At 48.3% G+C, this 12979-nt stretch carries 12 protein-coding genes and 2 tRNA genes; 13 read left to right on the top strand and 1 reads right to left on the bottom strand.

Annotation, left to right across the window (positions count from 1 at the left end):
* Positions 1-53 precede the first annotated feature (53 nt).
* Both OS145_RS05175 and OS145_RS05180 read left to right on the top strand, forming a co-directional pair.
* Positions 54-128: transfer RNA gene (locus OS145_RS05175), tRNA-Gln, on the top strand.
* A 12-nt stretch (positions 129-140) separates the two neighbouring features.
* Positions 141-227 (top strand) — tRNA-Leu (locus tag OS145_RS05180).
* Between the two features lie 79 nt (positions 228-306).
* Here the strand turns inward: OS145_RS05180 and OS145_RS05185 are convergent.
* Positions 307-1398 carry an FAD-dependent monooxygenase gene (locus OS145_RS05185; protein ID WP_165477445.1) on the bottom strand — a complete coding sequence of 364 codons (1092 nt, stop codon included), beginning with the start codon at positions 1396-1398 and terminating at the stop codon, positions 307-309.
* Positions 1399-1513: 115 nt separating this feature from the next.
* Here OS145_RS05185 and OS145_RS05190 point away from each other — a divergent pair, with 115 nt between their 5' ends.
* From OS145_RS05190 to nadD, 11 genes are all read left to right on the top strand, one after another.
* A complete protein-coding gene (locus tag OS145_RS05190; RefSeq protein WP_006955169.1) occupies positions 1514-2383 on the top strand; it encodes a DMT family transporter in 870 nt (289 codons plus the stop codon).
* 88 nt (positions 2384-2471) lie between these two features.
* Positions 2472-3902: a tRNA (N6-isopentenyl adenosine(37)-C2)-methylthiotransferase MiaB gene (gene miaB / locus OS145_RS05195; RefSeq protein ID WP_006955170.1), complete on the top strand. Its 1431-nt coding sequence runs from the start codon at positions 2472-2474 to the stop codon at positions 3900-3902.
* 23 nt (positions 3903-3925) lie between these two features.
* The gene (locus OS145_RS05200; RefSeq protein ID WP_006955171.1) at positions 3926-4933 is read left to right on the top strand and encodes a PhoH family protein; all 1008 of its coding nucleotides are present in this window, start codon (positions 3926-3928) and stop codon (positions 4931-4933) included.
* A complete protein-coding gene (gene ybeY / locus OS145_RS05205) occupies positions 4917-5387 on the top strand; it encodes an rRNA maturation RNase YbeY (protein WP_006955172.1) in 471 nt (156 codons plus the stop codon). Before OS145_RS05200 ends, ybeY begins: the two co-directional genes overlap by 17 nt.
* Before the next feature lie 18 nt (positions 5388-5405).
* Positions 5406-6290 carry a CNNM family magnesium/cobalt transport protein CorC gene (gene corC / locus OS145_RS05210; RefSeq protein WP_006955173.1) on the top strand — a complete coding sequence of 295 codons (885 nt, stop codon included), beginning with the start codon at positions 5406-5408 and terminating at the stop codon, positions 6288-6290.
* Positions 6287-7867: an apolipoprotein N-acyltransferase gene (lnt, locus tag OS145_RS05215; RefSeq protein WP_006955174.1), complete on the top strand. Its 1581-nt coding sequence runs from the start codon at positions 6287-6289 to the stop codon at positions 7865-7867. The genes corC and lnt overlap by 4 nt, the downstream gene beginning before the upstream one ends.
* 32 nt (positions 7868-7899) lie before the next feature.
* Positions 7900-8097, top strand: a complete 198-nt coding sequence (locus tag OS145_RS05220) for a hypothetical protein (protein ID WP_006955175.1) — start codon at positions 7900-7902, stop codon at positions 8095-8097.
* 59 nt (positions 8098-8156) lie between these two features.
* The gene (gene leuS, locus OS145_RS05225) at positions 8157-10736 is read left to right on the top strand and encodes a leucine--tRNA ligase (protein WP_006955176.1); all 2580 of its coding nucleotides are present in this window, start codon (positions 8157-8159) and stop codon (positions 10734-10736) included.
* Between the two features lies 1 nt (position 10737).
* A complete protein-coding gene (locus OS145_RS05230; protein WP_006955177.1) occupies positions 10738-11241 on the top strand; it encodes an LPS-assembly lipoprotein LptE in 504 nt (167 codons plus the stop codon).
* A 2-nt stretch (positions 11242-11243) separates the two neighbouring features.
* The gene (gene holA, locus OS145_RS05235; protein ID WP_006955178.1) at positions 11244-12329 is read left to right on the top strand and encodes a DNA polymerase III subunit delta; all 1086 of its coding nucleotides are present in this window, start codon (positions 11244-11246) and stop codon (positions 12327-12329) included.
* A complete protein-coding gene (nadD, locus tag OS145_RS05240) occupies positions 12298-12933 on the top strand; it encodes a nicotinate-nucleotide adenylyltransferase (RefSeq protein ID WP_006955179.1) in 636 nt (211 codons plus the stop codon). Before holA ends, nadD begins: the two co-directional genes overlap by 32 nt.
* The last annotated feature ends 46 nt before the right edge of the window (positions 12934-12979 follow it).

Here is a 12979-nt window from a genome sequence, read left to right on the forward strand (position 1 = left end):
TTCGATCCCTGGTGCCCCAGCCAACGCGTTGCTTGAGTTCGTCCATATGTTGTTGGGGCATAGCCAAGCGGTAAGGCAGCGGGTTTTGATCCCGCGATTCCCAGGTTCGATCCCTGGTGCCCCAGCCAACATGACCACTTGCGGTGGTGGCGGAATTGGTAGACGCGCTAGCTTCAGGTGCTAGTGTCCGCAAGGACGTGAGGGTTCAAGTCCCTCCCTCCGCACCAAGTTGTTAGGACACTCGGCATTAAAAAACCACCTTTACGGTGGCTTTTTTGTTTCTGGCTCCTGATATGTTCTGTAGTACTAGCTCATTCCCATCGCTTGTTTAATAATTGCCTGCTTGATAACGCCCCTTTTCGCCAACTTCAAACTCGCTGCAACCATGCGCTGTTTCAAAGGATTGGCATCTTCAAAGTGCCAATGAATCATATCCATTGCCCGCATCATTTTGGCATTAGCTTTGCGACGCTGACGTTCATAACGCTGAGCATCACCCTGCTGTTCAATAAAACAGCGAATATCGGCAAAGCCCAAATTGACTCCCTGCCCCGCCAACGGGTGAATACTGTGAGCTGCATCCCCCATGAGTACTACAGGTCCAACGCAATAACGTAATGCATGTTTTCGCTGTAATGGAAATTGCCCCGATGCATAGGTATCAAAGGCACCAATGAACGGCGCAAATAGTTGCTTCAGATCGGTAGTGTGGTGCGTATTGCTGGGTCGGTAATTGATTAGACAGGCTTCATTACAACCCAGTGGGAGTAATGCAAACGGACCGCCTGGCTTGAATATTTCCCAGGTTGCAGAGGGTATAGGCTGATCGGTTATCACATTGACCAACTCACACGTTTGTCCGTAGTCCCAGCCGCGATATCCAATACCAGCGACCCGCGCAACTTGCGAATGAGCGCCATCACAACCAAGTAAGCGATTAAACTGGACTGACGCGCCACCCGCAAGGACCGCCTTGTGGTTAGCTAAGTCTATTTCAGTGATGGCATCGTTAGCCCGTATTTGCGCAGTTTCACAATGCTTTAAACAGCGCCACAACGCGCGCTGCAGTGCATTGTTTTCAACCATCACGCCCAATTGATCGCGATTCACCTCTTTTGCATCAAAGTCGGCGCGAGTGCCGTTGATCGACGCAACCGACAGTGTCGTGTAAGGCAGTACTCTATCTTTATCAATGCAATCCGCAACACCGAGCTGAGAAAGCCAATGCCAATGATGGTCATTGACTGACGAAATGCGTATATCCCAACGTTCCGCTTTTTTCGGCGCTTCAGTGTTATCTACAAGTAGCACGCGGTAACCCTGCTGAGCCAACGCTAAACCTGCCGCCGCCCCCACCATTCCAGCACCGTTGATTAGGTAATCTACCGAGATTGTCACCGCTGTAACTCCTGTCGCCACCATTGATTGTTTCGATTGCCGCTATTTTTAACATAAAAGCGCGCTGTTTTCCGTTACTATATGCATTATTGGATTATCAACTTGCGCTAGCTCAATGCATTCAAACGCCGTATCAACCCGAAATGTCGTCATCGCGTCTTGCTTTATTCTCTCAGCAGAAGCGAGTTTTGCTGGTGTGAGTGCATTAGTGAAGCACTTAAGCGACGATCAATCATTTGCGCAACTGGTGTTTTTTCGTAACGTCATGGCCTTTATTGTGTTGCTACCCTGGCTTTTACGTAAAGGTCCAAGTGCGTTACGAACTGAGAAACTAGGGTTGCACCTGTTGCGAGGTACCGCTGGTGTTGCCGCTATGTACCTGTTCTTTTTCGCTATAGCGACTATTCCACTCGCTCAAGCAACACTGGTATTGTTGTTGTCACCCTTTTTAATCCCAATTATTGGTCGGGTTTGGTTAAAAGAATATGTCGCACGACAAACCTGGTTAGCTATTTTATTAGGCTTTGTCGGTGTGTTCATTTTCTTGAGCCCCTGGCAAGCGAGTATATCGCCCATCGTCGGAGTTGCATTTATCGCGGCGGTGTTTGCTGCATTCACTAAAACCGTGATTAGAAAAATGTCGGTCACAGAATCGACCAGTAAGATTGTCTTTTATTTTTCTACCTATGCCACCATTGCCAGCGCTATCCCCTTAATTTGGTTATGGCAGCCGATGCCTTACGAAGACTGGCTAGGCGTTATTGCCATGGGCTCGCTTGCGGTCTATGGGCAACTCGCAATGACCAAAGCGTTTTCTATCGCTCCGCCTGCAAAAGTGGGTGTCTTCACGTATACTTCTGTGATGTTTGCCGCTTTGCTCGGCTATCTGTTCTTCGACGAGGTGGTCGCTTGGCATATGTTTTGGGGCGCTATCATCATTATTATTGCGGGCTACTTCGCAATACGCACCCGCCGTAAAAGTTAACGCGGTATGGTTGGCTTTTACCCAATATAACAGGTAAAATATGCGCCCGATTTGAAGTTTCCAAATTCCAGCAATTGATTGAGTCACCATGAGCAAAAAGTTATACGTAAAAACCTGGGGTTGTCAGATGAACGAGTACGATTCGACCAAGATGGCCGATCTACTCAACTCGACACACGGCTATGAACTGACCGAAGAAGCCGAACAGGCTGACCTTATCCTGCTAAACACGTGCTCGATCCGTGAAAAAGCTCAAGAGAAGGTGTTCCATCAGCTCGGACGCTGGAAGCATTTAAAACAAGCCAACCCCGACTTGTTAATTGGTGTGGGCGGTTGTGTCGCATCGCAAGAAGGTGACGCGATTCGCGCCCGTGCACCGTTCGTTGATATTGTGTTTGGTCCACAAACCTTGCACCGCTTACCTGAAATGGTGAAGCAGGTCGGTTCAGACCACCAACCCATGATCGACATCTCATTCCCAGAAATCGAGAAATTTGACCGCCTACCCGATCCAAAAGCCGAGGGCGCGAGTGCCTTTGTCTCTATCATGGAAGGTTGCTCAAAATATTGCTCGTTCTGCGTCGTGCCTTATACGCGTGGTGAAGAAGTCAGCCGCCCTGTCGATGACGTGATCTATGAAATCGCACAGCTGGCGGAGCAAGGCGTGCGTGAGGTCAACCTACTCGGTCAAAATGTTAATGCGTATCGTGGCGAGCATTTTGATGGTTCTGTATGCCGCTTCGCCGAGTTATTGCATCTTGTTGCTGCCATTGATGGTATTGATCGTATTCGTTACACCACCTCGCATCCGGTCGAATTTACGGACGATATTATCGAGGCTTACACAACGATTCCTGAGCTGGTCAGTCATTTACACTTACCGGTACAGAGTGGTTCGGATCGCGTGTTAACGATGATGAAACGCGGACATACCGCGTTAGAGTACAAATCAAAAATTCGCGCCTTAAAGAAAGCGCGTCCTGATATTGCGATGTCATCGGACTTTATTATCGGTTTCCCCGGTGAAACCGATGCAGATTTCCAAGCGACGATGGATCTTATTCAAGCCATCGACTTTGATATGAGCTTCAGTTTTATCTACAGTGCGCGTCCTGGTACACCTGCTGCCGATATACCTGACGACGTCACTGAAGCGACCAAGAAACAGCGTTTACAGTTGCTTCAACAACGACTTAACCAGCAATCAATGGCACATGCACGCCGGATGTTGGATACTGAACAACGTATCTTAGTGACTGGGCCATCGAAAAAGAATCCAATGGAGTTAACCGGTCGTACCGAAAATAACCGGGTTGTAAATTTCGTTGGGCAACCCCATATGATTGGTAAGTTTGTCGATGTCAAAATCACCGAAGTATTACCTAACTCACTGAGAGGTGAGTTAATTCGTGAAGAAGCCGATATGGGCCTTCGGATTGACACCGCGCCAGAAACGATTCTGCAACGCAACAAGGCGGAAGAACCCGATCCATTAGGTGTTGCTCGAGTCGTACCTTAGTACTAGCAAAGAAGAGGATTCGATTGAATCAACGTACCGAAACTATTGAATTTGAACTAGAGCCGACGGATTTACGTCGGCTCTCTAATCTCTGTGGTCCATTTGACGAGAACCTCAAACACATCGAGCGCCGCTTGGGTGTGGAAATTACCCATCGCGGTCATCACTTTCGTTTAATTGGACACGCGCACACCGTTGCTGCAGTGCAGAATATTCTGCGCGACCTCTATGTCGAGACTGCCACCGTCAAAGGTCAAGAGGGTCATGTCGAACCGCAGCAGGTTCATTTGGCTATTCAGCAAGCCAAAGTACTTGAGCAAGACGACACAGATCCGGCGGCGGAGAAAATGACGCATATCAAGACCAAACGAGGTCTTATCAAGCCACGCAATCATAACCAAGCGGGCTATGTGCGTTCGATTCTCGCGCACGACGTCAATTTTGGTATTGGACCGGCAGGTACAGGTAAAACCTATCTGGCTGTTGCCTGTGCCGTTGACGCGCTCGAACGCCAGGAGATCCGTCGTATTTTGCTGACACGTCCAGCGGTAGAAGCCGGCGAAAAACTGGGCTTTTTACCAGGAGACTTAGCTCAAAAGGTCGATCCTTATTTACGTCCTTTATACGATGCTTTGTTCGAAATGCTTGGCTTTGAGAAAGTCGAAAAGCTGATTGAACGTAATGTGATTGAGGTCGCACCGTTAGCATACATGCGCGGGCGCACGCTCAACGATGCCTTTATTATCTTAGATGAAAGCCAAAACACCACGATGGAACAGATGAAGATGTTCCTCACCCGTATTGGTTTTAATTCCAAGGCAGTAATCACTGGCGACATTACTCAAATCGACCTACCGCGAGGGCAACGGTCTGGTTTGCGCCACGCGATTGAAGTCCTTAGTAAAGTACCGGATATTAGTTTTACCTTCTTCCAAGCCGGCGATGTTGTGCGTCACCCGGTGGTGCAACGCATTGTGCAAGCTTACGAGGAGTTTGATACAGGACAGGAGCGCCGTGAAGGTTCAAGCTGATTATCAAGTCGCCTGCGAGACAGCGAGTGAACTCCCTCAACAAGCGGATATTGAGCTTTGGGTAGAGACTGCGTTAGCACTCGCTGGCTATGACAATACTGAAGCCGAATTAACGGTTCGTGTCGTTGATCCAGCTGAGGGACGCAGTCTGAATCATGAATTTCGTAGTAAGGACTATGCGACCAATGTCTTGTCTTTCCCGTTTGAAGCGCCTATCGAAATGCCAATTCCCCTACTCGGTGACTTGGTAATCTGCGCACAGGTGGTAGAGCGTGAGGCGGATGAGCAGCAGAAACCGCTCATGCATCACTGGACGCATATGGTGATACACGGTACTCTGCACCTTTTAGGGTACGATCACATAGAAGATGCCGAAGCCGAGCACATGGAACGCATCGAGAAAGATGCACTGGCACGGCTCGATATTCCTGATCCTTACCAAATTAATCATTAACACGGAGCAACACTCTGAATGAGCGACGACAATCCCCACTCAGCCAGCGGCTCTTCGCAAAAATCTTGGGCAGCCAAACTGTTACAGGTATTCGCTGGAGAGCCGAAAAGCCGAGAAGAACTTGTCGATTTAATTCAGGACGCTGAAGAGCGGGACCTGATCGATAACGATACGAAGGAAATGATCGAAGGTGTACTCGATGTCGCTGAACTTAAAGTGCGTGACATTATGATTCCTCGTTCGCAAATGGTGACCATTGATATTCACCAAAGCGTTGAGGAGTTCCTGCCTATCGTGATCGAATCACAACACAGCCGCTACCCCGTCGTCACCGACAACAAAGACCATGTCGAAGGGATTCTTCTAGCGAAAGATTTACTCAGTTACGGCTTTAATTTCACTGAAGACAGCTTCTCGTTATCCGAAGTCATGCGTCCAGCAGTCATTGTGCCAGAGAGCAAACGGGTTGATGTGTTGCTTAAAGAGTTTAGGTCTAACCGCTATCATATGGCGATCGTCGTCGACGAGTATGGTGGTGTATCGGGCTTGGTCACCATCGAGGATATCTTAGAAGAGATCGTGGGCGAGATAGAGGATGAAACCGATCACAATGATGACGATAAAGCCGATATTAAACGCTTAAGTGCATCTCGATACTCTGTTAAAGCACTCACTACCATTGAAGACTTTAATGACCATTTTAACAGCCAATTCGCTGACGATGAAATCGATACAGTGGGTGGTCTAGTGGCGCACGGCTTCGGTCACCTGCCACAACCCGGAGAGCAAATCACGCTATCTGGGTTCACATTTAAGGTCACCAGTGCGGACAAGCGTCGAATTCAACAATTACAGGTGACACCACCGACATCGGATACATATACCGAGGAATCGCAGGGGTGATCCACAAGCGGCTTGAAGCACTCAATCAGGTGGGTTGGTTGCGTCACATCGTACTGGTTTTACTGGGTACATCACTGACGTTTGCTTATTCACCTTACACGCTTACGTACTTGCCGCTGTTAGTACTGCCCTGCGTGGTGCTTCTTATAAAACCGCTCAAGCCTAAACAGGCGTTTAGAGCTGGCTTTTTCTTTGGTCTTGGTTGGTTAGGCGCCGGCTTAAGTTGGATTTTAGTCAGCATTGATACCTATGGTGGTATGCCGCTGATAGCAGATATCGCGGTACTCGGTTTGTTAATCGCTTATCTTGCGCTCTTCCCTGCGCTGGCTTTTTACAGCTGGCGTAAATTAAGTCTCAAAGTGCCTTACGCGTATTTTAGCTTGGTGTTGTTTTGGTTCTTATCCGAGTGGCTAAGAGGTTGGTTATTTACCGGCTTTCCGTGGTTACAGCTCGGGTATACGCAAACGGACGCTTGGCTGGGCGGTTTAGCATCGACTATCGGTCAGCGAGGCATTACTGCCGTACTGTGGTTTATAGCATTGTCTATCGCAGCGGCAGTCGTGGGGTCGTTACGGTGCCGAATTTACGCAGCACTGATGCTACTGGTATTTTTTACCGCAAGTTATATACTGCCTAAATTGCAACCGTTGCACCGTACTGACACCAAAACATCTGTGTTATTGGTACAAGGCAATATTTCACAAACGCTTAAATGGCAGGCTGATCAGCAGTGGCCTAATATATTGCGTTATTTAGATCTTACCCGTCCGAACTACCAACACGATATTATCGTATGGCCAGAGTCCGCCATCACAGCACTTGAACCCTACGCAGATGACGTACTGAGCACCATTGATCAATCGGCGGCAATGAACGGCGCTGCATTAATATCCGGTATTATTGATTATCAAAGTACCCGTGATCAGTTCTACAACACGATGATTGTGTTGGGCGATGAATCGGGTATTGATGGATTTGATACGCCTTATCAGTATGGCAGCAGCAACCGTTACCAAAAGCACCACCTATTACCGATTGGCGAGTTTGTCCCTTTTGAGAATCTGTTGCGCCCTATCGCTCCGTTATTTAATTTGCCGATGTCATCGTTTCAACGCGGTGAATATATTCAACCTAACTTATTAGCCAACGGTCACCGCTTGGCAGCTGCCATCTGCTATGAAATTGTCTTTGCCGATCAGGTACGTGCGAACGTAAGCGCCGATACTGACTACCTAATTACTGTCAGCAACGATACTTGGTTTGGTGACTCTCATGGTCCTTGGCAACATATGCAAATCGCACGCATGCGTGCAATGGAACTCGGTCGACCGTTAATCCGCTCGACCAATAACGGCGTGAGTGCGATGACTGATGAACAAGGTCGCATCATCGCTATCGCGCCCCAATTTAAAGCGACAACGGTTTCTGCAGAACTTCCCGTGGTACGCGGCACAACGTTATTTCAGCAATGGGGAAACTGGCCTGCTGACCTGCTTGCTGTATTGTCATTACTACCTTTAATCAGGCTATTTAATCGCACTGACCGTGGTCAGTCGCAGGAAAAATCAGTACAATAATCGTGTTAATTGGGTAAATAGGAAAAGTAGTCATGGAAAACATTCTCGATGCCATTCTCTTTGCAGTTCTGGTTGCCTCTGGTGGACTCGGCCTCACCAGCTTAGCCATGTTCTTTTTAGCAACGCCAACAGATGACACTGAAGTTCGCCAACGCCAACGTTTTGAATTTACATTCTTTGGTGTGGCTGGCTTAGTCATCATGTTTGTAATGTGGTACGCCATTAGCTAATTCGAAGGCGGCTTTGCCGCCTGACTATGCAGTAACCAATATCGGATATAAAACGACCTATGCAAGAACAATACAACCCGTCCGCGATAGAACAAGCCATTCAGCAACGTTGGCAAGAAGATAAAGTGTTCGAAGTCACTGAACAGCCAGAGAAAGAGAAATTCTACTGTCTCTCGATGTTCCCGTACCCAAGCGGCAAGCTCCACATGGGTCACGTGCGTAACTACACGCTGGGTGATGTGGTCTCTCGCTATCAACGGATGCAAGGCAAGAACGTGCTTCAGCCGATGGGTTGGGATGCATTTGGTCTACCGGCAGAAAATGCCGCCATTCAAAATAAAACCGCGCCAGCCAAGTGGACATACCAAAACATCGAATACATGCGCGAGCAACTTAAGCGCTTAGGTTTTGGCTATGACTGGCAACGCGAAGTCGCCACTTGCTCACCCGAGTACTACCGCTGGGAGCAATGGTTCTTTACAAAGTTATATGAAAAGGGCTTGGTTTATAAAAAGAACGCCACCGTTAACTGGGATCCTGTTGACCAAACCGTACTTGCTAACGAACAAGTAATCGATGGTCGCGGTTGGCGCAGCGGTGCTAAAGTTGAACAAAAAGAAATTCCGCAGTGGTTTATCAAAATTACCGATTATGCAGATGAGTTGCTTGACGATTTAGACCAATTGGATGGTTGGCCAGAACAAGTTAAGGCGATGCAGCGTAACTGGATTGGTCGTTCTGAAGGCTTAGAAATTGAATTCAAAGTGGCCAACAGCGACCAGTCGCTGAGTGTCTACACCACCCGCCCTGACACGATTTATGGTGTTACTTACATGGGGCTAGCCGCACAGCATCCGCTCGCGCGTGAAGCTGCAAAAAGTAACCCTGAACTCGCCGACTTTATCGAGCAGTGCAAAAATAGCAAAGTGGCTGAAGCAGATATCGCCACGATGGAAAAGCTCGGCATGGATACGGGGATCCGCGCGGTTCATCCAATGACCGGCGAAGAGATTCCCGTGTGGGTCGCTAACTTTGTTTTAATGGATTACGGTTCAGGTGCCGTTATGGCAGTGCCAGGTCACGATCAGCGTGATTGGGAGTTCGCGACCAAATATGAACTGCCTATCGTTCCTGTTATCGAGCCGTTTAGTGGCGAAGGTGATATTAAAGCCGCGGCGATTACCGAAAAAGGTAAAGTGATTAACTCAGGTGACTACAACGGCATGTCGTCACAGCAAGCCTTCGACGCGATTGCTGATTTGCTGGAGCAACGTGGCGTGGGTCAGCGTAGTGTGAATTACCGATTGCGCGACTGGGGTGTTTCTCGTCAACGGTACTGGGGGACACCTATCCCAATGCTGAATCTTGCCGATGGCGAATCAGTGCCCGTGCCAGAAGACCAACTACCGGTCCGCTTGCCTGAAGATGTCACAATGGACGGTGTTACATCGCCCATTAAAGCTGATCCTGAGTGGCGCAAAACAGAGTATCAAGGACAACCGGCAGAACATGAAACCGATACTTTCGACACCTTTATGGAGTCGTCATGGTACTACGCGCGCTATTGCAGCGCACAAACGGATGACGCCATGCTCGATCCAGAAAAAGCCAACTATTGGCTCCCAGTGGATCAGTATATCGGCGGCATTGAACACGCTATTTTACACCTGTTGTATGCGCGTTTCTTCCACAAATTGCTACGTGACACAGGTCTCGTTGAATCCGATGAGCCGTTTAAGCGCCTGCTATGCCAAGGTATGGTATTGGCTGACAGTTTCTACCGTGAGGATGACAAAGGCGGTAAACAGTGGATTTCTCCGCTCGACGTCGAACTCGATAAAGACGACAAAGGTGCCGTAGTCTCAGCACGCCACAAAGCAGATGGTCAACCTGTCGAAATCGCGGGTATGAGCAAAATGTCTAAGTCGAAAAATAACGGTATCGACCCACAAACTATGGTCGAGCGTTACGGCGCCGATACGGTTCGTTTATTTATGATGTTTGCCGCGCCACCTGAAATGACCTTGGAGTGGTCGGATTCAGGTGTCGAAGGTGCTCAACGTTTCTTGCGTCGTGTATGGAAATTAACCTATGACTTCATCGAGGCGGGGGGCTATCATCAGAATGATGTTGAGCTCAACAAAGATCAGAAGGCACTGCGCCGCGAGCTTCACAAGACCATAGCCAAAGTGAGTGATGACATGGGTCGTCGCCAACACTTTAACACCGCAATTGCGGCAATCATGGAGCTACTTAATCACCTACAAAAGGCGCCTGTTGAGACTGAAGCCGACCGCGTCGTGATGGGTGAAGCGATTGATGCCATGATTCGTATGTTGGCACCGATTACACCGCATATTTGCGAGCATTTATGGGAGCAACTCGGTCATCAAGATAGCCTGATCGCTGCAGACTGGCCGAGTGTCGATGACAGTGCGTTGGTCGAAGAAGAAAAGCTCATTGTTGTTCAGGTCAATGGAAAAGTACGTGCCAAGCTGACCGTCGCTGCTAACGCGAGCGAAGAAGAAGTACAATCGCTCGTATTAGCCGATGAATCTGTACAAAAATACACCGACGGTAAAACCATTCGCAAGAAGATCTATGTCCCAGGCAAAATCTTCAATATTGTGGTGAGTTAATATGGCGTACCTACGACCAGTAACCGCTGTGTTATTAAGCCTGCTTTTTTTAGGCGGGCTTAATAGCTGTAGCTTCCAACTAAGAGATAGCTATCAGCTTCCTGCTAATCTTCAGGCCGTTCGACTCGATAGTATTGACTCATTAGAACTCGAGGCGAGCTTGACGCAACGGTTACTTACTGCAGGTATTCAGGTAGTAGATGGGGGCACAAGCAACTCCACCACTATCGTGCGTATACTTTCCGATCAGCTTGAACGCCGTACACTCTCGTTATTTGAAAGTGGACAAGTCGCGGAATATGAACTGATATACCAAATCAATTATCAGGTCATCCGCGATGGCGAAACCGAGTATAACGGCCAAGTCGAAGTTGCTCGCGACTACCAAGATGATCCGAACTTTGCTCTCGCCAAAACGCGAGAGCGTGAACTCTTGGTATCAGAAATGCGAGATGAAGCGACTCGCCGTTTAGTGCGTCAACTGATCTCAGAGTTCTCGGACTAACCATGCAAGCCATTTTCCCTGAACAGCTCGCGAGCAGTTTGCAACAACGCATTCCGCCTGTCATTTTGCTGTTTGGGGACGAGCTTCTGTTGCAGCAAGATTGCGACGAAATAATCCGCCACAGCCTCAATCAACAATTATCAAGTACGCCAGAGTATCAGCGTTGGCGTGCCGATGCCGAATTTGATTGGGGTCAACTTTCCCTCCAGCAACAATCAATGAGCCTATTTGGTAGCTTCACAATACTCGATATTGAGTTGCCCGAAGCTAAACCCGGTAAACCGGGTTCAGATGCGTTAGTCGACTACGTTAAACAACCGAATCCTGACCAATTGCTTATCTTAAAGGGCCCTCGGCTCAAAAAGGAACAACTCAATAGTCGCTGGTTCAAAGCGCTTGCAGCACAGGCACTGCAAGTTAAAATTTTCACCCCCAAACGCAGTCAGTTACCGCGTTTTGTAATGCAACGCGCGCAGCGCCATCAACTGCAGTTATCACAAACAGCGGCTGAGGTTTTAAGTAACTGGTTTGAAGGCAATCTCTTTGCACTCGAACAAGAGTTTATCAAATGGTCATTGCTACCGAATCCACCACAAATAGACGAGAAGCAAATCTACGAGCGCGTCGCAGATAGCAGTCAATTTGATGTATTCGGATTACAAGAGAGCATTGCAGCACAGGATCTGAGTCAAGCAATTCATCGTTTGGAGCGGTTACTTGATAACGATATTGAACTGAATATTCTTAATTGGATGCTACAGCGCGAAGTGCAGATTATCAGCCAATTACATGTCAACGCGCAGCATGGATTGGATCACCAAGCCGTATTTAAACAATTTGCAGTATGGAGCTCGCAACAGTCTGCCTACTCAGCACGTGCTAGCACCCACAGTGATAATTCCATCAAGCAAATGATTGCATTGGCAGAGCGCATTGAGCGTGCAATAAAAGGAGACCGCGACGAGCCACTTGATGTTCTGCTTTATCATCTCGTTGTGTTATTGTCCTCGCCCCAATTACCTGCGTCCATCAGCCAACAATTAGGTGTGTATAGTCATGTTGAGAGCGATTTTTGGCGGTACTTTTGATCCTATCCATTGTGGCCATCTTAATGCTGCAAAGGCGCTAGTCGAAGAGCTTAATTACGTTACTATTCATTTGATGCCCAACGCGGTACCACCGCACAGGCCCCAACCGCGTGCTAATGGCGCGCACCGTTTGGCCATGATCGAATGCGCTATCAGATCTCATGCGCACATGTGTGCCGAACCTTTCGAGCTAAACCAAGACGGTCCGTCGTATACTGCCAAAACACTCGCCGCAATGCGTGAACACTACCCTAATGATACCCTAGCTTTTATTATGGGTATGGACTCGTTACTTACTTTTGACCAATGGTTTGATTGGCAGTCCATCCTCGCTTGTGCTCACCTGGTTGTCCTGCCTCGCCCCGGTTATCAGCTCAGGACGGCTAACTCAACGGTGACTCAATTACTGCATGACCGACAAGTATCTTCGCCCGATGAACTCTATCAGGATTCAAGTGGTCGTATTTATATTGCTAATACCACCCTGACTGATGTGTCATCAACTGCGGTTAGGGACGCTTTAGCCTCAGGTGACAGCGCAGAAATACCATCTCAGGTAATGACATACATTCGTCATCACGGATTGTATTCAAGCCCATTGTGATGCTGTTTATAGCGCGATAATCTGATACACTCTAACTTTTGTCAAA

The sequence above is a fragment of the Idiomarina baltica OS145 genome (assembly GCF_000152885.1).
Taxonomy (GTDB): domain Bacteria; phylum Pseudomonadota; class Gammaproteobacteria; order Enterobacterales; family Alteromonadaceae; genus Idiomarina; species Idiomarina baltica.

Coding starts and splice junctions, on each gene's coding strand:
- miaB (WP_006955170.1), top strand. CDS start 2,472: ATGAGCAAAAAGTTATACGTAAAAACCTGGGGTTGTCAGATGAACGAG.
- leuS (WP_006955176.1), top strand. CDS start 8,157: ATGCAAGAACAATACAACCCGTCCGCGATAGAACAAGCCATTCAGCAA.
- OS145_RS05220 (WP_006955175.1), top strand. CDS start 7,900: ATGGAAAACATTCTCGATGCCATTCTCTTTGCAGTTCTGGTTGCCTCT.
- OS145_RS05230 (WP_006955177.1), top strand. CDS start 10,738: ATGGCGTACCTACGACCAGTAACCGCTGTGTTATTAAGCCTGCTTTTT.
- nadD (WP_006955179.1), top strand. CDS start 12,298: ATGTTGAGAGCGATTTTTGGCGGTACTTTTGATCCTATCCATTGTGGC.
- holA (WP_006955178.1), top strand. CDS start 11,244: ATGCAAGCCATTTTCCCTGAACAGCTCGCGAGCAGTTTGCAACAACGC.
- OS145_RS05190 (WP_006955169.1), top strand. CDS start 1,514: ATGCATTCAAACGCCGTATCAACCCGAAATGTCGTCATCGCGTCTTGC.
- corC (WP_006955173.1), top strand. CDS start 5,406: ATGAGCGACGACAATCCCCACTCAGCCAGCGGCTCTTCGCAAAAATCT.